Here is a 20,903-nt window from a genome sequence, read left to right on the forward strand (position 1 = left end):
AGCCGCGACCGCATTAATCCGGGCGGCTTTCCTCAGCCGACCGTCTAGCTTCCCCAAATCAGCCCAAGTAGACGCTTGGACATTCGCGAAGGAAGACCACAACCAAAAGCCGGCGGACAGAAAACCAAAGATGGACGCGAGCATCAAACCACACCCTCGCCCTGCGACCGAATCTGTTCCGCGCTTTCTATCGCAGCGGAGACTAGTTCTGCCGCGTTGTCGGCTTCGTCCTTTGTCGCAAATGAAAAGGAGGTTATCAGCCGATGGCTAGCGTTGACGATGTTGAATCCATATCCCTGTTCCCGTGACGAAGGGCCATAGCTGACACTTTGGACGGGTTGAACGCTATAAGGCTTCGGCATGACGCGCTTCCCCTCGCTTAAAGCAAATCTGACTCTAGCGGCTCCAACACCATAGGGTCATCGTCACCTTCTCCACTGCGATTTATGCGCCGGTCTATCGGCCATTCTCGCAAGCCGGTCTCGGATATCGGATGCAGTTCGTTCGCCTGCATCTTCCCAGATAGCCAGCGGTCTATCTCGGCTTGCTGCAAAAGGACCGGCATGCGGTCGTGATAGGGCAGCATCCACGTCGTTGGCTCCGTCACGATGACAGTGCAGGAGAGGATATCTTCGCCAGTCTCAGGATTGCGCCAACGCTCCCAGAGACCGGCCAGGGCGAGGATAGGGGAGCCATCCGCCGCGACGAACATATGCGGCTGTTTCTCGCCTTTCTTTCCCGTCCACTCAAAGAAGCCTGACGCCGGCACGATGCAACGCCGGCTGCGATAGGCGCCGCGAAACATTGGCTTCTCTGATACCGTCTCCACGCGCGCGTTAAAGGCCGCAGGGAGGTCTTTCAGCGGCTTCTTCCACCAGTTTGGTATCAATCCCCACCGGACGCCGCGAACAAGCTCACGGCGGCCCTCTGCGTCATGGCGGACCATGTCGATTAGAGTCGTCGGCGCGATGTTGTAACGCGGCTGCAAGTTGTGCGGAGCGCCAACGACGCTCAGAAATTCGTGAATTTCTTGCCAGCTATAGTGTTGGGTAAATCTGCCGCACATGACCGCTCACCGCATCAGCGACCCGTGAGATTTGCGAAAAGATACCTCGCGATGCACGCATAAGCGACTATAAGAAAAATGAATTTGAACAAAAAGAAGATCCAGATCGGCGCCTCAAGCCAAGGAGAATGGTCGCCAAGCTCTTGTTCATCGGTGAAGCCGCGTATCTCCTTTATGCGATAAAACAACCACCAAACGACCGTCCCTGCGAAGTATTGCAGGACATCGCAAGCGAGGCTTGCAACGAGGAGCAACAATGGCAGAGTCAGTGCGCCGGGAATGGTTAGCTTGTCGGTTGCGCCGTCCTTTTTGAAAATCCAAATGACCGCAATACCCGCAAAGGCAAGCTGACGGCTCAAGTCACTGACTTTGCCTGAATAATCATAAAATGTTTGCCTGTATTCCGGCAGCTTCATCTACGGACTCATTTTACGCGGTCCCGTGCCTCCGGTTCCTCGCGATTTGCGAGGTCTTGCGACAGCCCTCTTAGCGACTTTTTTGGCCGTCTTCTTCTTAGTGGCAAGCTTACGAACTAGCTTTTTCGTCGTCTTTTTCGACGACTTTACCAGTGACTTTTTCTTTACGGTCTTCTTACGGGAAACAGTTCGGTGCGCCTTGCGCGCGGCCTTTTTTGTAGCCGACTTCGCCATGGTCTTTCCCTCAATAGAGCAGGGGAGGGTAGAACAACAAGGCTGAGACTATACAAGCCCCGCTCAAGCCGTCCATTGAGCAGCCGTATCGTCCACAGGAAGCGTGTCCGCGTGAAATCAAGGCATCGGCCCGACGAAAGGCGTCATCGCGTCGAAGTATTGGACACACCTGTTCCCAAGTCATTGAAAAGGTTTGGTAGGAAAAGACGGGCTGTTGCTGTCTAAGTTATTGAATAGTCACGGGTAGGTTAGCCCCTCCTCTCCTGCCAGCTAAAAAATCTGTTTATTTTCAATGGCCTGTGATCGTGTAGGCTTGTATTTTGATTTGCTTGAGCCGCTGGAATTCCCTTCGGCCTTGAGCCGTTTGTTCTAATCGTCTGCTCACGCCTTCTTGTCGGCGCGGGCCATCTCGCGACAATGGCGTCGCCAAACCTTGGCCTTCTCATCGATTTTGCGAGGGATTCGTAAGCGCCAGAAGCGGTCAGATCGGGCAACTGGCGGCGGCAGCGTTCTGTTTGACGAGGATCTTCGCGATGCGGCCCGGCGCGGAAGCGGGAAGGGCTGCTTTACGTCAAGCCATCGTGCCGTTGGCCGAAAAAATCCGGCGCGACAGGCGCAGTTCTCGACGGCTTCGCAATCATTCAGGTCCGGCTAGGGGTTTATAGATATTGCGCCAAGCTCTTGCGGCGCTATAACCTCGCCCGTCATCGCTGGACACATATTGCTGGAAGCGGGTGCGATTGTAGCGGAACTTCGATGGTGTTAACGTTCCTCGGCGATTTCGGGGGCTAAAGCTATTTGTTCTTGTTCATTGTACGTCAGAGGGCGTCTCAATGAAGACAAGTTATTGGCTCGCAAATGCTTCCATAGCCGTCATGACTGCCTTTTTGGCTGATGGGGCTGCCGCACAGCAAATTTCTGGAACCCCCGGCTCTCCACAGGCGACAACGACTATAGACGGGCGGTATTTGCCGCCTCCGACGCAGCCTTTCAAAGGCGAAATAAATCTCAACGCCGCGCAATCGATTCCCTATTGGCCGGCGCGGGTCGTTCCCCCCAAGGGGGCTCCAAACATTTTACTCATCATGACCGACGATGTTGGCTTTGGCGCGCCCAGCACGTTTGGCGGCGTCATTCCCACGCCGGCAATGGACCACATCGCGGCGGAAGGGCTGCGCTATACGGATTTCCACTCGACGGCCCTGTGCTCACCGACGCGAGCGGCCCTCATTACAGGGCGAAATCATCACTCGGTGGGTTTTGGGGTGATCTCGGAGCAATCAACGGGTTATCCGGGCTACAACAGTCTCATTCCACGGGAGACCGCCACGATCGGTCGCATTCTGGAGGAAAACGGCTATCGTACTGCTTGGTTCGGTAAAGACCACAATACGCCAACCTATCAGGCCAGCCAGGTGGGACCGTTCAATCAATGGCCTACAGGTATGGGTTTTGACTACTTCTACGGCTTCATCGGCGGCGACACGAGCCAGTGGCAGCCGAATCTCTTCCGCAACACGACGGCGATCTATCCTTATCTCGACCATCCCGGCTGGAACCTCGTCACCGCCATGGCTGACGATGCGATTCATTGGCTCAATCAGCTGAACGATATCGATCCATCGACGCCGTTCTTCTTGTATTACGTCCCCGGCGCAACCCATGCGCCCCATCACCCGACGCCGGAGTGGATTAAGAAAATCAGCGATATGCATCTGTTTGACAAAGGCTGGAATGCGCTGCGCGACCAGATCTTTGCCAATCAGAAGCGGCTCGGCGTCATCCCCCAAGACGCCAAGCTGACACCGTGGCCCGACGGTCTGTTGCCGCGATGGGAAACGCTGAGCGATGCGCAAAAGAAGCTCTATATTCGTCAAGTGGATGTGTATGCGGCCTATCTCGCATACGCTGACCATGAAATCGGCCGCGTCGTTCAACAAGTTGCCGATGAAGGAAAACTCGATAACACGCTGATCATCTATATCAGCGGTGACAACGGCGCCTCGGCGGAGGGGTCTCTCAATGGCACGCCCAGTGAGATATTACAATTCAACGGCGTGGAGCTTCCGGTTGCCGCGCAGATGAAATGGTATGACGTCTGGGGCAGCGAATATACCTATAACCACATGGCGGTGCCCTGGGCTTGGGCTTTCGATACGCCGTTCAAATGGACGAAACAAATTCCGTCTTTCTTCGGCGGAACGCGCCAGGGCATGGCGATTTCGTGGCCTGGGCATATCACCGACAAGGGCGGCATTCGCGCGCAGTTTAGTCATGTCATCGATATCGTGCCGACAATCCTCGAGGCGACGAATATTCCGGCGCCGGTGCAGGTGGATGGGATCGCGCAGAAGCCGATCGAAGGTGTGAGCCTTTGCTACACTTTCGACAAGGCCAACGCAGATGCGCCGTCGCGCCACCATATCCAATATTTTGAGATGATGGGCGTTCAAGGTCTCTATGATGATGGGTGGATGTTGAGCGGTGTTCCGGTTCGGCCGCCGTGGAATCTACTTGGAACGGCGATTCAGGATCCGGCTTCCGATTTCAAATTCGAATTGTACGATCTAAGGCACGATTGGACTCAGTATAGAGATTTGGCTGCGTCGCATCCCGAGAAAGTCCAGGAAATGAAAGACCTCATGTTTGGCGAATTCGCCAAATATCAGGTTCTTCCGTTGGACGCTTCTGTTGCAACGCGCGTCGCCGCGCCCCGGCCGAGCTTCACGGCAGGGAGAAGAATATTTAATTACTCCGGACAGCCCGTCACCGGTATTCCCGACGGTGCAGCGCCTCGCTTGCTCAATACGTCCTATACGATCACGGCCGATATCGACGTCGCGCAAAGCGGCACCGAAGGAATGATCGTGACGGAGGGCGGTCGCTTTGGTGGCTATGGACTTTATCTTCTCAAAGGCAGACCCGTATTCACATGGAATCTTTTGGATCTCAAGCGCGTGAAGTGGGAAGATCCGGAAACGCTTTCAAAGGGAAAACATAGGCTCGTATTCGATTTCAAATACGACGGATTGGGCTTCGGGACTTTAGCTTTCAACAATATGAGCGGCCTCGGTCGCGCCGGTACGGGAACCTTCAGTGTAGACGGAAAAGTCGTCGCCACGCAGAGGCTCGATCGAACGATACCGCTTGTCCTACCGATTGATGAGACCTTTGACATCGGTTCAGACACAGGGACGCCCGTCGATGACGATGACTACAAGGTGCCGTTCACATTCAAGGGAAAAATCGATGGGATAGTGATTTCGCTAGACCCGCCGAAGCTCTCTCCTGATGACATTAAGAAGCTGGATGCCGCATACCGCGCTGGAGGCGATGCGAATTAATCGGCAATAAGACAACGAAAGCGGTTGGATATTTAGGCGGTTCGGCAGAGCCGGGCTAATGGCTTCTGAGCCGCCGACGATGCGCCGCCTGCTTGGCGCGATTGCCGCACAAAGCCATGCTGCACCAGCGGCGTTTGTGGCCGCGCGTATGGTCGGCAAAGAGCAGGGTGCAGGCGGGGCCCTCGCAGGCCTTGATATTCGCGAAATCCTCCGTGCAGACGAAGCGCGCCAGCGTCTCGCCGATCGGCAGCAGCAGTGAGTCCGGCGAACGCCACCGGCGCGCCGATTGAAGCGCGAGCCGAGCGTGACCACTCTCGGACTTCACGATTCGGCTGAAGGATTCGTCGCGCTCGAGCAAGAGGTTGAGCGGTTCCAAGGCGCCCAAATCCTTTGCCGCGAGCGGCTTTCCCTTGTGCCTCGCGACAAAGCCCCTGAACCATTCGCGCAGCGACCTAGCTTGATCCGCAACCTTGTCGAGCTCGCCCGGCAACGCCTGCGCCCCGATGGTCCTCAGCACATCGACCGGCACAAGCTCGGCCTGTTCCAGCCAATTCAGCAAACCTTCGCCGTCATCGATCCAATCGACCGGCGCATCAACCGGCGTCGCGATCGAATTGAGGAAATCCAATCCGAGCGCATCGCCGACAAAAATCGCAGGTGCGTGTTGACTCATCTGCGTGCCTTTCCAAATGCCCCACCGCGCCCCGAGCTTGGCGGAGATCCATGAACATGCACCTAAAATAACCGCACAAGCTCGTCTTGACAAGTTATTGTCCGTTATTGTAACCGGATAAACGCGATGGAAATGGTTACTCGCTGATCGGTTCTTTTTGGAGGAGGGGACAATGGCATCGCGTGACGTGAGCGTCGTATTCGCGCATGGCGCCTGGGCCGACGGATCAAGCTGGGCAAAAGTGATCGGGCCGCTCGCCGCGGAAGGCATCGAGGTGCTGGCGGCGCCGTTGCCGCTGACGTCATTTGACGATGATGTGGCTGCGCTCGACCGGACGCTTGAGCGCGCAAAGGGGCGGATCGTTCTTGTCGGCCACGCCTATGCCGGAGCGGTGATCGCCGCGACGCGCAATGACAATGTCGCAGCGCTCGTTTACGTCGCCGCCTTGGCGCCCGCGGAGGGTGAAACGGTGGCGGATATTTTTTACCGCGGCGAGCCGCATCCTCTGGCTCCCAAGCTCGCCCCCGACGATCACGGGTTGATCTATCTGCCGAGAGCCGCCTTCGGCACCGCTTTCGCGCAGAATGCGAGCCTCGAAGATCAGGCGATCCTCGCCGCCGTGCAACGGCCGATCTCGCCGGCCTGTATCAGCGTCGCGATGCGCCGGCCCTTGTGGAAGGATCGGCCGGCTTGGTTTCTGGTGGCCGAGCAGGATCGCATGATCGTCGAAGACAATCAGCGCTTCATGGCGGCGCGCATGAAGGCGCAAGTCTGCGCACATCCTGTCGATCATGCGCCGCTTGTGAGCGCGCCCGGCGTCGTCCTCGACATTGTTCGCACCGCGATCGAAGCGATCGCGGGCTGAAGCCGCCGCTCGGCGTAGCGAGCCCGCGGGCGGCGCCCGCCCGCCGCTAATAACCTGCATAGACAAGTAAAATAGGTTACAATCAACGGAGACGTGTCATGACCGACGTTACATATCGAACCGCAAATGTCGACGGGTTCAATATTTTCTATCGCGAGGCGGGCAAGGCCGGGGCGCCGAAACTCCTGCTGCTGCATGGCTTCCCCAGCGCGAGCCATATGTTCCGCGACCTCATCCCGCTCTTGGCCGATCGCTTTCATCTCGTTGCGCCGGATCTGCCGGGTTTCGGCCGCTCGGATATGCCGGCGCGGAGCCAGTTCACCTACACGTTCGATCATATTGCCGATGTCATCGACCGCTTCACCGAAGTCATCGGCTTCGATCGCTATGCTATCTACGTGTTCGATTACGGCGCGCCGACCGGCTATCGCCTCGCCGTAAAACATCCCAACCGGATCACCGCGATCATTTCGCAGAACGGCAATGCCTATGAGGAAGGCCTGAGCGAAGGCTGGAATCCGATTCGCGCCTATTGGCAAGATCCTTCGGATGCCAATCGCGATGCCTTGCGTTCGTTCCTCAAGCCCGAGGCGACGTTCTGGCAATACACCCATGGCGTCGCCGACCTGACGAAAGTCTCCCCCGACGGCTATACGCTCGACGATTTCTATCTGGCCCGGCCGGGCGCCCACGACGTGCAACTGGATCTCTTTGGCGACTACAAGAGCAATGTCGCGCTCTATCCGGCTTTCCAGGCCTATTTCCGGACCCATAAGCCGCCATTCCTCGCCGTTTGGGGCAAGAACGACCCGTTCTTCTTGCCGCCGGGCGCCGAAGCCTTCAAGCGCGATATTCCAAATGCCATCGTCCGCTTTGTCGACACCGGCCATTTCGCGCTCGAGACCCACGCCGCGGACATCGCGGCAGCAATCCGCGACTTCTTCCCGCGCTGATTGCGCCAAGCATCCGCCGCCCGCAGCTTCGATCGGCACGGGCGGCGGGGCGTGATGCTTTGTCAAAATAGGAGACCGCACATGTCTCAGTCCGTCGCCGTTGTCACGGGCGCCAGCCAGGGCATCGGCCAGGCGACCGCGATCCGGCTGGCGCGCGATTTTTCGGCGTTGACCCTGGTCGCACGAAACCGCGCCCGTCTCGAAGAAACGGCGCAGGCGGTTCAGGCCGCCGGCGCGAAAGCCCTGGTGATCGCTCTCGATCTCGCCGAGCCCGCCGCCGCGCAAGCGGTGGTCGATCAGACATTGGCCGCCTTCGGCCGCATCGACGCTCTGCTCAACATTGCCGGCGCGGTGCCGCAGATCGATCTCTTCGATATGACAGACGAGCAATGGGACGCGGGTTTGGCGCTGAAGCTGCACGGCGCGCGGCGGCTGACCGTTGCGGCTTGGCCGGCTTTGAGGCAAGCGAAAGGCGCCGTCGTCCTGATCTCCGGCAATTCCGCCTTGTTTCCCAAGGCGCCCTATGCGGCCGTCGGCACGATCAACGCCGCAATTGTTGCTCTCGCCAAGGCCTTTTCCGATCGTGGCATCGCCGACGGCGTGCAGGTCAATAGCGTGCTTCCGGGTCCGGTGATGACCGGGCGGCGGCGTTCCTATCTTGAGCATTGGGCGCCGCTGCACAATCTGACGGTCGAGGAAGCGACGGTGAATTTTCCCCGGGAGGCGGGCATTGCGCGATACGGCAAACCGGAAGAGATCGCCGAGCTGATGGCTTTCCTCGTATCGCCCGGCGCACGCTGGATGACAGGCTCGACGCTGCGGATGGACGGCGGCGAAGTGAAGTCGATCTAACGGTCGGACAGCGGCGGCGGCCATCGAAAGGCGCGCTGCGGGAGCGGCCTACATCGTGACCTTTATGCCGACAAAGGCTTCTAGCGGCGGCGAGATCGTCACCGAGCGCGGGTCGGTCGAGGAGAAGAGACCCGGAATGGGGTTGCCGGTCACTCGGTTTACGGTCGACCCGGTGTCATAGAGTGCGCCGTAGGTGAAGTAGCGGTTGTTGGTCGCATTGTTGATCAGGCCATAGATCTGGACGTTCTTGTTGACCTGATAGGACGTGCGAAGGTTGAGCGAGACGAAGCCCGGGACGGTCGGCAGCGCATTAATCTCGTCGCCGAAGTAGTATTGGCTGGATTGGTACACGAGGTCGGCGCCGATTCTCCACTTCGGCAGAACTTCGTAATCGAACCCGATCTTGAACTTATGGCGGGGAATGCCGGGAAGATTGTCACCGGGTTCAACCTGGATGTTGCCATTGGCGTCGGCAAAGGGATTGTTCGGCGAAGCCAGCAACACCGGCGTCAGGAACGTCGCCGAGATAAAGGAATAATTCGCATAGGCGTCCCATTTGTCGGTCGTGTAGGTCGCCCCGACATCGACGCCCTGTCGCAGCGTATCGCCGGCATTGGTATAATAGCCGAAGCCGGTCACGGTGCTCGGCACGCTCATAATGTCATTTTGGTTTTCCGTCCGATAGCCGCTGATGCTCCAATCGAGACGGCCGGGCGCATAAGACCAGGCGATGGCATTGCTGCCCTTGAAACCCGCTTCGACGGTTCGCGACACGACCTGCTGCAACGGCGGATCGGCAACGAGGAAATTGTCGATCATGCAGGGCTGCGTCGGGCTGGAGCAGCCGAGTTCAAGCGGCGTCGGCGCGCGATTGGCCTCGGAATAACTGGCATAGGCCGCAATATCGGGCGTGATCTTGAAGGTTACGCCAGCGACGGGATTGATGCGGTGGAAATTATTCTGGCTGGTGAGGCTCGAGCCAAGTTGGTCGACGAGGTTGATTTGCGCGTCGTTGAGGCGCGCCCCGACATGAACTGACAGCCGGTCGGTCACGTCGAACGAGTCCAGCGCGAAGATGCCGATGTAATTGTTCTGCGTTTGCAGGCCGACCGGCGAGACGTCGTAAGCGGGCTCGTTGATGAGCTCGCCGTAGCTTTGAACAAGGGCGTTGGGCTGAAAGTTACCGAGGACGCTGCTGCCGGTGAAATGCGTCCACCCGTGATCGAGGCTCGCGCCAACCTGGAAATTGTTCGTATGGCCGAAAATCGTTTGCGTGTCGGTGAGCTGCAGCGTCGTGCCGGCGCTGTAGGTGTGTGTCCAGTTGCTGTCGATTTCACCCAACGGCGCGCCGTTGGCCGCCCCCGGTACGGGGTCGGGCAGGGGCGTCGTGCCGGGCGCGCTGCCGTTGATCGGATTTTGCGCGGGCAGATCGTTGCTGTTGCAGACGAAGGCCGCGGCGCAATGATAGAAGTCGCTGGCATTGCCATCTTCATGCGCGGCGGCGTATTCGCGAAAGTAAACATTGCCGTTGAATTGCAACGTACTTGAGAGCGCGGATTGGTCGGAGAGGGTGACCATCGCGACTGAATTTTGCGTCGCGCCGGGCGGGCTGAAGACAGCCCAAGGGTTTTGTTCGACGAGCGCGAGCGGCGTCGTGCCGGCGCCGGCAATGCCTGTCGCTGCTGCGTTGACGCTCAAATGGACTTCGTTGCCCTCGGCACGATAGCCGATATCGGCATAGCTGCGCTCGACATCGGATTGGCCGAAGTAGCGATAGCCGTTGGTCCGTACGCCTTCCAAGGCGACATAATAGGCCCAATTGCCTTTCTGGATGCCGTACTGACCGGAACCTTGAACGGTGTAATCGCTGCCACCTTGCAGATTGAATTCCGTGCCCTGCCAGGTGAAGCCGTTCTTCATGTTCATGACCACCGCGCCGGCGAGCGCGTTGAGACCGAAGACCGGATTGCCGGTCACAATCTGCGCCTGATCGATGGAGACGGTCGGGATGAAGGCCCAGTTGACGATGTCGCCATAAGCTTCGTTGATGCGCACGCCGTTCATGTAGACGGCGAGGCCCTCGGGCGTCCCCGGCACCGGCGAGGCGGTCTGGCCACGGAAATTGAGCGCCTGCGTCAGCGGGCTGCCGACTTCGTCGGTCACGTCGACGCCCGGCGTGCGGCGCGCTAAGGCCTGCGTGACAACATCCTGATTGAGATTTTCGATCTGCTGCGAATCGATTGATTGGGTTTCGCTCGGGACATTGAGGACGCTCGTGCCTTCGCCGAGTGGCGTCGTTGCGACCACTTCGACTTCCTGCAGCTCGCCGCCCGCTGCCACATCGGCGGTCGCATTGGCCGCCGTCAATTTGGCGGTTGCGGGCGGCGCAGAGGAAGCGGGAGCAGAGCGGGCAGGCGCTGAAGAGCCGGCGGCCACAGCTGGCGCCGTGGACGCCGCCGTTTGCGCCAAAGAAGCCTGTAACGGCAGTGCCAGCAAAACCAAAGATGTAAAAGCGGTGCTGAGACAAGCGGCTACGCGGACTGACGCCATCTATTTCCCCCACCGACTTACCGCTACGCAGGCCAACGCGGCTTTTTCCGCCCGAATTGGACGGGAATTTTTCTAAATCGGTATTGCAAACAATCCCAAGCGGCTAGTGCAGGTCGGCCACAACGATGGGCTAACCAGATGGGGAAATTCTAGAATTTTTTCCGATGGAGCCGGGAAAAACTCCCGAACGGAGCGCGCTTTCAGAGCAAGCTTCGGATTGGAATGTTGGCTCCGCCGTGGGAGCCTGCGGCATGATTCATCGTCTCGATAGCCAGGCGGATCTCGAATCCGCTCTCGCTGCGCTCGTCGTGCAGGATGCCCGCCTCGCCCCGATCCTTGCCGCGGTCACCATGCCCGCCTTGCGGCGGCGCGAATCGGGCTTTGCCGGACTTGCGGCGATCGTGGTTGCGCAGCAGCTTTCGACCGCGAGCGCGACGGCGATCTGGAACCGCCTCCACGCCGCTTACGATCCGCTGACGCCCGCGGCGATCGCCAAAGCGCGCGCCGACCGCCTCGGCCGGCTCGGGCTTTCCGCCGCCAAGATCAAAACCTTGAAAAATCTCGGGCGCGAACTCGCTGCGACGCGATTGGATCTTGATGCGCTGGCCGATGAGCCAGCCGACGGCGCGCATCAAAAGTTGATCGCCTTGCATGGCATCGGCCCCTGGACGGCGGATGTTTATCTCCTGTTTTGCCTCGGCCACGCGGATGCCTGGCCGGCCGGCGATCTGGCGTTGCAAGAGGCGATTCGGCTTGGATTGGAATTGGACTCGCGTCCAAGTGCCAAGGCGATGGCGGAACTCGCCGAGCCGTGGCGGCCTTTACGCGGCGCCGCAGCGCATCTGTGGTGGGCCTATTATAGAGTGATGAAAAAGCATGAGGGCGTCATCGCCGCGTCGGCCGTCAAAGCGCCGCGCCGCAAGGCGCGAATGGGGGAATGATGCAGCCAATTCTTTCCTGGCAGATCTGGGCGGCGCTTTCCGCCGTCTTTGCGGCGCTCACAGCAATTCTCGCCAAGCTCGGTGTCGAACAGATCAATTCGAACGTCGCGACATTCATCCGGACGATTTTCATCCTCGGCCTGACCGCGAGCATCGTCTCGGCGACGCGGCAATGGCAGTCGCTCCATTCGATCGCGCCCCGCAGCCTCGTTTTCCTGGCCCTGTCGGCCTTGGCGACCGGGGCGTCCTGGCTTTGCTATTTTCGTGCGTTGCAACTGGGCGAAGCGGCTAGGGTCGCGCCGATCGACAAGCTAAGCGTCGTGCTCGTCGCGCTATTTGGTGTCACATTTCTTGGCGAAAAGCTGTCATTGGCCAATTGGCTCGGGGTGGCACTCATGGCTTTGGGCGCGATTCTGGTGGCCTATAAATTTTGATGCGGCGACGGCCGGCTGAAGGGGGGATCATGCTCGAAGAGATTTTCGCAATCGTCTTAATCGTCTTCGTCGTCATCATGCTGCTGCCGATCCTGCGCTCGATCTTCACCATCCAGCAGGCGCATGCCGGAATCATCGAGCGCTTCGGCAAGTTCCATCGCGTGGTCGAGCCGGGCCTGCACGTCAAGCTTCCCTATGTCGACCGGCTCGTCACCCTTCTCTCGCTGAAGATCGAACAGAATATCATCACCGCCGACACCAAGACGAAGGACAATGTCTTCGTGAAGGTGAATATCGCGGTCAATTACCGCGTCGTGAGCGGGCGCGAGCGCGAGGCCTATTACACGCTCTCGGATGCCAAGGCGCAGATCCAGGCCTATGTGCTCGATGTCGTGCGCTCCAAAATTCCCGGCATGACGCTCGATGAAGTCTTCGAGCGCAAGGACGACGTCGCCCAGGCGGTGACGCAGCATCTCTCGGAGCTGATGCAGCAATACGGCTTCGAGATCGTCAGTTCGCTCGTCGTCGACGTGCAGCCGGACAGCGCCGTCGTCGCCGCGATGAACGAAATCCAGGCGCAGTCGCGGCTGCAGGTCGCCGCGCAGGCCAAAGCCGAAGCCAATAAGATCTTGGCGGTTAAGGCGGCCGAGGCGGAGGCCGAGTCGAAAGCGCTGCAAGGCAAGGGCATCGCCGATCAGCGCAAAGCCATCGTCGCCGGCCTCAACGATTCCGTCGCAAGCCTCGCTTCGGCGGCGCAGACGACGCCCGCCGAAGTGCTGCGCACGCTGCTCATGACGCAATATTTCGACACGATCCGCGAGATCGGCGTCCAATCCGGCGCCAAGGTGATCCTGCTGCCGCATAGTCCGAGCGGAATGACCGAGATCGGCAATCAGATCCGCGACGCGATGATCGTCGCCAACGAAGAGCACCGATAAAAAGCTTTATCTGTGCGGGCGGCTAACCGGCTCTAAAACTTTAATAATTTTATTGTATATAAAAAATATAGACTTAGGCGTTGACTTCTTGATGTAAACCCGTTTCTTAGCCCTCCCGAGCCGTATCCGCACAGGTCGCGGCATTTGCGGGTGAAGAGGGGTTCATGCGCGTTTTTGGATTGAGGACGGGATTTGCCGCCGCGCTCACGGGTTTGATCGCGCTTGCGGGCGGCAGCTTAAAATCGGCCGAAGGCGCCGCGTCGGTGACCCTGCTCAATGTTTCTTATGATCCGACCCGCGAGCTTTATGAATCGATCAATGAGGCCTTCGTTGCCGATTATCTGAAGAAGACCGGCACAAAAGTCACGATCGAGCAGTCGCATGGCGGTTCGGGCAAACAGGCGCTCTCGGTCGTCAACGGCCTGCAGGCCGATGTCGTCACCCTCGGGCTCGCCTGGGATATCGACGCCATCGCGCGGGCCGGGCTCATCAAGGCGGGCTGGGAAAACCGGTTCGCTTATAATTCCGCACCCTATACGTCGACGGTCGCTTTTCTGGTGCGCAAGGGCAATCCCAAGCACATCCACGACTGGAGCGATCTGCTGCGGCCCGGCGTGCAAGTCATCGTCGCCAATCCGAAGGCCAGCGGCGCGGCGCGCTGGGCGTTTCTCGGACTCTGGGGCGCCATTGCCGGGGCGAAGACCTATGATCTTTCGACCAAGGAGGGCCTTACGGCCTCGATCGCCGACGGCAAAGCGGCGAAGGATTTCCCGATCTATCAAAACGCCGCGGCTTTGGCGGCGGTCACCGAGCTTTACAAGCACGTGCCGGTTCTCGACACTGGCGGTCGCGGTGCGACCGTGACTTTCGCCCAAAAAGGCATCGGCGACGTGCTGGTCAATTGGGAGAACGAGCTCTATTTGGCGAGCGACGAATTCGGCAGCGACAAGTTCGAGATCGTCTATCCGAAGGTCAGCATTCTTGCCGAGCCGCCGGTTGCGGTCGTCGATGCCGTCGTCGATCGAAAGGGCACCCGTGCCGCGGCAACGGCCTATCTCGACTATCTCTACACGCCCGAGGCGCAAGACATCGTCGCGCAATATCATTATCGGCCGCGCGACCTCGCCATCTATAAGAAATATGCCGCCGCGTTTCCACCGCTGAAGCTGTTCACCGTCGATCAGGCTTTCGGCGGCTGGCCACGCGCGCAGAAGACTTTCTTCGCCGACGGCGGCACCTTCGATCAGATCTATAGACCGGCGAAATAGAGGATGCTTTCGATCCCGGCGACAGCTAAAAGGCTCTTGATCATGGTCAGCGCGGCGGCCTCGGACGCGTTTCTTGCGAGAACTTGACGATGGCTGGCGCGCGTAAGGTCATTCCCGGTTTCCGGCTGACGCTCGGCTATACGCTCTTTTATCTCTCGCTCCTGGTGCTGATCCCGCTCGCTGGTCTCGTCTTCAAGACGCTGCAGCTTTCGTGGTCCCAGTTCGTCGCGACAATTACCGATCCGGTGGTTGTCGCGGCCTATCAATTGACCTTCGGGGCCGCGGCTCTGGCAGCGATCGTCAATGGGATCTTCGGCCTCATCGTTGCCTGGGTCTTGGTGCGCGAGCCGTTCGCCGGCCGGCGCATTTTCGATGCGCTGATCGATTTTCCCTTCGCGCTGCCGACGGCGGTCGCCGGCATTACCTTCTCCAATCTCTATCTCACCGATGGCTGGATCGGCGGCTTCGGCGATCACGCCACGGCCCTTCTGAACGGGCTCGCCAGCCACGTCGGCCATCCTGATCTGCTGGCGGCCGGTGCGCTCCACTGGCTTAATTTCCCCTATAGCAATACCAATACCGGCATCGTCATCGTCTTGATCTTTGTCGGCCTGCCGTTCGTCGTGCGCTCGATCCAGCCCGTGCTGCAGGAATGGGACCCCGAATTTGAGCAAGCGGCCTATAGTCTCGGTGCCAATGGTCTGACAACGTTCCGCCGGGTCATCTTTCCGGAGATTTTTCCGGCCTGGCTCAGCGGCGTCGCGCTCGCTTTCGCCCGCGCCATCGGCGAATATGGTTCGGTCATTTTCATTGCCAGCAATATTCCCGGCAAGTCGCAGATCGTTCCCTTGCAGATCGTCACCAAGCTCGACGAGTTCGAACCGGCGCAGGCGACGGCGATCGGCGTCGTTCTGCTCTTTGCTTCGCTTCTGATCCTGCTTGCCATCAACGGCATCGAAACCTGGTCGCGGCATCGCGCGCAGGCGGCGGTATAGATTCATGTCTGGCGCAGCGGCCCTTCAAACGCAGATTGTTGCGGCGGCGGCGCCGAAAGTGCAACGCAGCTTGACCGGGCGCGTGCTGATCGCCGTCGCGGTTCTGTTTCTGATCTTGTTCATCGTCCTGCCGGTCGCCAATGTCTTCACGCAAGCGCTGTCGAATGGCCTTGCCGCCTATTGGCATGTGTTTTTTCCGCCGGCGGTCGATCTTGCGGCGCATTTGACGATCTTCGAAAAGCACAAGCAATTTGCTGCCGTCCGCCAGGCCGCCGACACCTGGAGCGCCATCCGCATGAGCTGCGGCGTCGCCGCCGTCGTCGTGCCGCTCAACATCGTCTTCGGAATTGCCGCCGCTTGGGCGATCACCAAGTTTCGTTTCCGCGGCCGGGTTCTATTGCTGACCTTGATCGATCTGCCGTTCTCGATCTCGCCGGTGATCGCCGGCCTGATCTTCGTCCTGCTTTTCGGCCGCGGCGGCATCGCCGGCGATTGGGCGACGAATGTCACCTGGCCGGATCCGACCTCGCTCGCCTGGCAGGGGTTCTCCGGCCACGCATGGCCGTTGACTTTCACCAACACCTATACCGGCATCATCTTTACGCCGCTCGCGATCGTGCTGGCGACCACGTTCGTGACGTTTCCGCTCGTCGCGCGCTCGTTGATCCCGCTGATGGACGCGCAAGGCTCGGATGAGGAATTGGCGGCGCTATCGCTCGGCGCCGGCGGTTGGCGCACCTTCTGGACCGTCACGCTGCCGAATATTCGCTGGGGCCTGCTCTATGGCGCAATCCTCTGCACGGCGCGCACCTTCGGCGAATTCGGCGCGGTTTCCGTCGTCTCCGGCCATATCGATTCGAACGACACGATCCCGCTCAGGGTGGAAAAGCTCTGGGACGGTTACGACATGCAAGCCGCCTTCTCGGTCTCGACCCTGCTTGCGCTGCTGGCGGTCGTGACTCTCATCATCAAGACGGCGGTCGAGTTGAAGACCAAACGTGCCGAAGCGGCCGCCACCGCGGTCCAAGAGGTGAAGCCCGATGAGCATCGAAGTACGCCGGATCAGCAAGACCTACGGCTCGTTCCAAGCGCTGAAGGGCGTAAGCCTTAAGGTCGAATCGGGCGAGCTTGTCGCGCTGCTCGGCCCGAGCGGCTCGGGCAAGACGACACTTTTGCGCATTATCGCCGGGATCGAGGCAGCCGATCCCGGCGGCGAAGTTTTGTTCGACGGAATCGACGTCTCCGACACCGATCTGGGCAAGCGCCGGATCGGCTTCGTCTTTCAGCATTATGCCTTGTTCAAGCAGATGAGCGTATTCGAGAACATCGCCTTCGGCCTGCGTTCGAAGCCGTGGCGCGAGCGCCCGTCGAATGCGGCGATCAAGACCAAGGTCGAGGAACTTCTGACGCTCGTTCAGCTCAGCAATTTCGCCCGCCGCTATCCTTCGCAGCTGTCTGGCGGCCAGCGCCAGCGCGTTGCATTGGCCCGCGCGCTCGCCGTCGAGCCGCAAGTTCTTTTGCTCGATGAGCCATTCGGCGCGCTCGATGCCACGGTGCGGCGGGAATTGCGCCGCTGGCTGCGCAAGTTGCACAATACGATCAAGGTCACGACCATTTTCGTGACGCATGATCAGGAGGAGGCGCTTGAAGTCGCCGACCGGGTCGCGGTGATGAATTCCGGCGGGATCGAGCAATATGACTCGCCGGAGGTGGTCTACGAGCATCCGGCGAACCCGTTCGTCTTCCGCTTCCTCGGCAATTACAATCTCTTCCACGGCCGCCATGCCGGTCCGGCCTGGGGGTAGGGCAGCGCCGATCAAGGCCTCACCTTCGTCCGGCCGCATGATCTCGAGATTTCGCGGCTAAGCGACGATGGCGCGATCGCGGCCAAGGTGACCCATGTCGGCTTTGCCGGCGCGGCGGTGAACGTCGAACTGATCCGACTCGACGACAACCAGCCGATGGATGCGGAGCTCACCACCCAGGCCTATCGGGACTTGGCACTGAAGGTCGAGGATCAGGTCTTCGTCCGGTTGCGCAAAGCCCATTCCTTCGAGGAAGATTATTCGATCTGAGCACCTGGTCTCAGCGCCTCTGCGGACGGCGGAGAATTCGCTTGGCGGCGCCAGCCGCGTGCATTATATTGTCCACATGTGGCGCGTGGCCGGCTGGCTCCGCGCCGCGACTTTTTTGGCCCAGGCCGTGTGCGGTATCGGCGATTTGCCGGCGTTTCCCGCGGCCGGACGAAAAATTCCAGTCCAATCGGGTAGTTAAGCGACAATGGCCGATCCGTTGCAATTCATTCAAGAGGTCCGTCAGGAGGCCACCAAGGTCACTTGGCCGACGCGCCGCGAGACGCTGATCACCACCGGCCTCGTGATCGCGATGGTCATTCTGACGAGCCTGTTCTTTCTCGCCGTCGACGAGGTTTTGCAGCTCACCGTCCGCTTTATCCTGAATGTCGGACATTGATTGAGGAGCATTCCGGTTTCGTCATGAGCATGCGCTGGTACATCGTCCACGCCTATTCCAACTTCGAGAAGAAGGTTGCCGAATCGATCCGCGAGCAGGCGGCGCAGCGCGGCCTGGCGGAGAAATTCGAAGAAATCCTGGTGCCGACGGAGCATGTCGTCGAGGTGCGCAAGGGCCGCAAGGTCAATTCCGAGCGCAAGTTCTTTCCGGGCTACGTGCTCGTCAAATGCGACCTGACCGACGACATCTATCACCTGATCAAGAACACGCCGAAGGTGACCGGCTTCCTCGGTGCCGACAAGAAGCCGATGCCGATCTCGGACGCCGAGGCGGACCGGATCAAGGGTCAGGTGGCCGAGGGGGTCGAGCGGCCGAAGTCGTCGATTTCCTACGAAATCGGCGAGACGGTGCGCGTCGCCGACGGGCCGTTCGCCTCGTTCAACGGAACGGTCGAAGAGGTCGACGAGGCGCGCTCGCGCGTCAAGGTGGCGGTGTCGATCTTCGGTCGCGCCACGCCGGTCGAACTCGAATATTCGCAAGTCGAAAAGGTTTAAGAGCTTCGGCGCTTGCGCCGATCGGGGCGATGCCTTAAGGGCTCGCCCTTCCGCCGTGGGAGAAAGGCCCGGTTGCCGCCGGGAGGCCCTTTCGCACCACGATCCGCAACTCCGGTCTCAAGACCGGCTTGTAGGAGTTTGAAATGGCAAAGAAAGTTGCCGGCTACATCAAATTGCAGGTGCCCGCCGGCGCCGCCAACCCGTCGCCGCCGATCGGTCCGGCGCTCGGTCAACGCGGCCTTAACATCATGGAATTCTGCAAGGCCTTCAACGCCAAGACGGCGCAGATGGAGAAGGGGACGCCGATCCCCGTCGTCATCACGGCCTATCAGGACCGCTCCTTCACTTTCGAGATGAAGCTGCCGCCGGTTACCTATTTCCTCAAGAAGGCCGCCGGCATCACCTCGGGGTCGAAGACCACGGGCCGCGGCTTCGTCGGCCGCGTGACCAAGGCGCAGATCAATGAGATCGCCGCCAAGAAACTGCCCGATCTCAACTGCGCGTCGGTCGAAGCGGCCGCCAAAATGATCGAAGGCTCCGCCCGTTCGATCGGCCTCGAAGTGGTGGGGTGAAGCCATGAGCCATGTTGGAAAGCGCGTCGTCAAGAGCCGCGAAGGCATCGACCGGATCAAGCTTTATCCGATCAACGAGGCGGTGAAGCTGGTCAAGGAACGGGCCAGTGCCAAGTTCGACGAAACGGTCGAGATCGCCATGAATCTCGGCGTCGATCCCAAACATGCCGACCAGATGGTCCGCGGCGTCGTCAATCTGCCGAACGGCACCGGCCGGACGCTGCGCGTCGCTGTCTTCGCGCGCGGCGCCAAGGCCGATGAGGCCAAGGCGGCGGGGGCCGATGTCGTCGGTGCCGAGGATCTGGTCGCGACGGTGCAGGGCGGTACGATCGATTTCGACCGCTGCATCGCGACGCCCGATCTCATGCCGCTCGTCGGCCGCCTCGGCAAGGTTTTGGGCCCGCGCGGCCTGATGCCGAACCCGAAGGTCGGGACCGTGACCATGGATATTGCCGCGGCGGTGAAAGCCTCGAAGGGCGGCGCCGTCGAATTTCGTGTGGAAAAGGCGGGCATCGTCCAGGGCAGCGTCGGCAAGGCCTCGTTCGACGAGGCGAAGCTCGTCGAGAACATCGCGGCCTTCGTCGATGCCGTCTCGAAGGCCAAGCCGCAAGGCGCGAAAGGCACCTATATTCAAAGGGTTGCTATTTCATCGACGATGGGGCCAGGGGTCAAGGTCGATCCGGCGACGGTGCGCGTGTAAGGCAGCCGGGGACACGTCCCGCCGGCCGCTTGACAAGCTGAAAAAAAGCTGAATCGCCCCTTGGCATCGTCGAGGGTTACGTTTAAATAGATAGCTCGGGGTTGTGGGCAGAAGCCGCAACCCCGTACCCATTTAGCTTCCGCGTTTCAACACGCTGCCTGAAAACAGCGCGGCGAGGCGCGGCGGAATGGCCGGTGAACTGAGATGGACCCAGAGGTTCCTCTCGGCTCAGTCGGTCATGTCCTGTCCGAGACTGCCGGTGCCCGCATGGGGTTCACACTCCGTAAAGGCTTAATGTCGAAGACGCGCTCCCGGTTCCGGCGGCGTGTTGGAAACGCCAGCATAGACGGGGTCAGAGCGGAATACGAAAGCGCAGGTGCGGCAGTTCCTGCAGCCTTTGATTTTGGTCGAATCCCTCTGTCCGGGGCGCCGAGCGTTCCGGAGGACAGGCGTAGCGCCGTGCGATGAGCCGGCTGACGCAACCAGCGGACAGCAATGCCCGCGAGACAGAGAGAGTATTGTGGACAGAGCTGAAAAGAAAGCCGCTGTCACTGCTTTAAACGAGGTCTTTCAGAAGACGTCGGTGGTGGTGGTGGCGCATTATTCCGGCTTGACGGTCGCCCAAATGCAAACTCTGCGCAAGCAGATGCGTGAGGCCGGCGCCACCGTTCAGGTCGCCAAGAATCGCCTTGCCAAGATCGCCCTGGACGGAACCGATGCCGGCTCGATTGCGAGCCTGCTGAAGGGTCCGACATTGCTTGCCTATTCGCAAGATCCGGTGGCGGCGGCCAAGGTTGCCGTCGGTTTCGCCAAGGACAACGACAAGCTCGTGATCCTCGGTGGGGCGATGGGAAAAACCGCGCTCAATCCCGAGGCGATCAAGTCGCTCGCGACTTTGCCGTCTCTGGACGAATTGCGAGCCAAGCTCATCGGCCTCATCCAGGCACCGGCGACAAAGCTCGCGCAGCTTACGACCGCACCGGCCGCCAAGGTCGCGCGGGTCGTCTCTGCCTATGCCAGCAAGGATGCGGCCTGACGGCGGCTCCCAAACTTTCAGCAAGTCACGACCAATTTCA

19 protein-coding genes and 2 pseudogenes are annotated in these 20,903 nt (G+C 59.9%); 17 read left to right on the forward strand and 4 right to left on the reverse strand.

The genetic code is table 11. The features are described from left to right. Window positions 1-379: 379 nt before the first annotated feature. Window positions 380-1,066, reverse strand: coding sequence for an SOS response-associated peptidase (locus tag Q0025_RS04960; protein ID WP_297296606.1), 687 nt, complete (start codon window positions 1,064-1,066; stop codon window positions 380-382). Window positions 1,067-1,080: 14 nt separating this feature from the next. Beyond that, window positions 1,081-1,482 carry a hypothetical protein gene (locus Q0025_RS04965; RefSeq protein WP_297296608.1) on the reverse strand — a complete coding sequence of 134 codons (402 nt, stop codon included), beginning with the start codon at window positions 1,480-1,482 and terminating at the stop codon, window positions 1,081-1,083. Window positions 1,483-2,549: 1,067 nt separating this feature from the next. Here Q0025_RS04965 and Q0025_RS04970 point away from each other — a divergent pair. Continuing rightward, window positions 2,550-5,060: a sulfatase-like hydrolase/transferase gene (locus Q0025_RS04970; protein ID WP_297296610.1), complete on the forward strand. Its 2,511-nt coding sequence runs from the start codon at window positions 2,550-2,552 to the stop codon at window positions 5,058-5,060. A 55-nt stretch (window positions 5,061-5,115) separates the two neighbouring features. Here the strand turns inward: Q0025_RS04970 and Q0025_RS04975 are convergent, their stop codons facing one another. Further along, window positions 5,116-5,733, reverse strand: coding sequence for an ABATE domain-containing protein (locus Q0025_RS04975; protein ID WP_297296612.1), 618 nt, complete (start codon window positions 5,731-5,733; stop codon window positions 5,116-5,118). A 172-nt stretch (window positions 5,734-5,905) separates the two neighbouring features. Between Q0025_RS04975 and Q0025_RS04980 the strand changes: the two genes are divergently transcribed. The 3 genes from Q0025_RS04980 (at window position 5,906) to Q0025_RS04990 (ending at window position 8,403) form a co-directional block, all read left to right on the forward strand. After that, a complete protein-coding gene (locus Q0025_RS04980; protein ID WP_297296614.1) occupies window positions 5,906-6,598 on the forward strand; it encodes an alpha/beta hydrolase in 693 nt (230 codons plus the stop codon). Between the two features lie 98 nt (window positions 6,599-6,696). Continuing rightward, a complete protein-coding gene (locus Q0025_RS04985; protein WP_297296615.1) occupies window positions 6,697-7,551 on the forward strand; it encodes an alpha/beta hydrolase in 855 nt (284 codons plus the stop codon). 81 nt (window positions 7,552-7,632) lie between these two features. Further along, window positions 7,633-8,403 carry an SDR family oxidoreductase gene (locus Q0025_RS04990; protein ID WP_297296617.1) on the forward strand — a complete coding sequence of 257 codons (771 nt, stop codon included), beginning with the start codon at window positions 7,633-7,635 and terminating at the stop codon, window positions 8,401-8,403. A 48-nt stretch (window positions 8,404-8,451) separates the two neighbouring features. On the opposite strand, the gene Q0025_RS04995 is transcribed toward Q0025_RS04990, so the two are convergent. Beyond that, window positions 8,452-10,770, reverse strand: a complete 2,319-nt coding sequence (locus tag Q0025_RS04995) for a TonB-dependent receptor (RefSeq protein WP_297296619.1) — start codon at window positions 10,768-10,770, stop codon at window positions 8,452-8,454. Window positions 10,771-11,204: 434 nt separating this feature from the next. On the opposite strand from Q0025_RS04995, the gene Q0025_RS05000 reads away from it, so the two are divergent. From Q0025_RS05000 to rplJ, 13 genes and pseudogenes are all read left to right on the forward strand, one after another. Next, the gene (locus Q0025_RS05000; RefSeq protein WP_297296621.1) at window positions 11,205-11,894 is read left to right on the forward strand and encodes a DNA-3-methyladenine glycosylase 2 family protein; all 690 of its coding nucleotides are present in this window, start codon (window positions 11,205-11,207) and stop codon (window positions 11,892-11,894) included. Then, entirely contained in the window at window positions 11,891-12,328 is a 438-nt protein-coding gene (locus Q0025_RS05005) for an EamA family transporter (RefSeq protein ID WP_297296623.1), read from the forward strand. Before Q0025_RS05000 ends, Q0025_RS05005 begins: the two co-directional genes overlap by 4 nt. A 29-nt stretch (window positions 12,329-12,357) precedes the next feature. Further along, window positions 12,358-13,266 carry an SPFH domain-containing protein gene (locus tag Q0025_RS05010; RefSeq protein ID WP_297296625.1) on the forward strand — a complete coding sequence of 303 codons (909 nt, stop codon included), beginning with the start codon at window positions 12,358-12,360 and terminating at the stop codon, window positions 13,264-13,266. 164 nt (window positions 13,267-13,430) lie between these two features. After that, window positions 13,431-14,534, forward strand: a complete 1,104-nt coding sequence (locus Q0025_RS05015) for a sulfate ABC transporter substrate-binding protein (protein WP_297296627.1) — start codon at window positions 13,431-13,433, stop codon at window positions 14,532-14,534. A gap of 89 nt (window positions 14,535-14,623) precedes the next feature. Continuing rightward, the gene (locus tag Q0025_RS05020; RefSeq protein WP_297296629.1) at window positions 14,624-15,529 is read left to right on the forward strand and encodes an ABC transporter permease; all 906 of its coding nucleotides are present in this window, start codon (window positions 14,624-14,626) and stop codon (window positions 15,527-15,529) included. 4 nt (window positions 15,530-15,533) lie between these two features. Beyond that, entirely contained in the window at window positions 15,534-16,640 is a 1,107-nt protein-coding gene (locus Q0025_RS05025; RefSeq protein WP_297296631.1) for a sulfate ABC transporter permease, read from the forward strand. Next, window positions 16,570-17,331 (forward strand): annotated as a pseudogene (locus Q0025_RS05030) (sulfate ABC transporter ATP-binding protein); the annotation flags it as partial. The gene Q0025_RS05025 and the pseudogene Q0025_RS05030, both read left to right, overlap by 71 nt. 42 nt (window positions 17,332-17,373) lie before the next feature. Then, window positions 17,374-17,604, forward strand: a pseudogene (locus tag Q0025_RS14920) (TOBE-like domain-containing protein); the annotation flags it as partial. Between the two features lie 205 nt (window positions 17,605-17,809). Then, a complete protein-coding gene (gene secE, locus Q0025_RS05035) occupies window positions 17,810-18,001 on the forward strand; it encodes a preprotein translocase subunit SecE (protein WP_297296633.1) in 192 nt (63 codons plus the stop codon). Between the two features lie 23 nt (window positions 18,002-18,024). Then, on the forward strand, window positions 18,025-18,555 hold the full coding sequence (gene nusG / locus Q0025_RS05040; RefSeq protein WP_297296635.1) for a transcription termination/antitermination protein NusG: 531 nt from the start codon (window positions 18,025-18,027) through the stop codon (window positions 18,553-18,555). 143 nt (window positions 18,556-18,698) lie between these two features. After that, a complete protein-coding gene (gene rplK, locus Q0025_RS05045; protein WP_297296637.1) occupies window positions 18,699-19,127 on the forward strand; it encodes a 50S ribosomal protein L11 in 429 nt (142 codons plus the stop codon). Between the two features lie 4 nt (window positions 19,128-19,131). Then, on the forward strand, window positions 19,132-19,827 hold the full coding sequence (rplA, locus tag Q0025_RS05050; protein ID WP_297296639.1) for a 50S ribosomal protein L1: 696 nt from the start codon (window positions 19,132-19,134) through the stop codon (window positions 19,825-19,827). Window positions 19,828-20,347: 520 nt separating this feature from the next. Next, window positions 20,348-20,863, forward strand: a complete 516-nt coding sequence (gene rplJ, locus Q0025_RS05055) for a 50S ribosomal protein L10 (protein ID WP_297296641.1) — start codon at window positions 20,348-20,350, stop codon at window positions 20,861-20,863. The last annotated feature ends 40 nt before the right edge of the window (window positions 20,864-20,903 follow it).

The sequence above is a fragment of the uncultured Methylovirgula sp. genome, assembly GCF_947646745.1.
Lineage (GTDB): Bacteria > Pseudomonadota > Alphaproteobacteria > Rhizobiales > Beijerinckiaceae > Methylovirgula.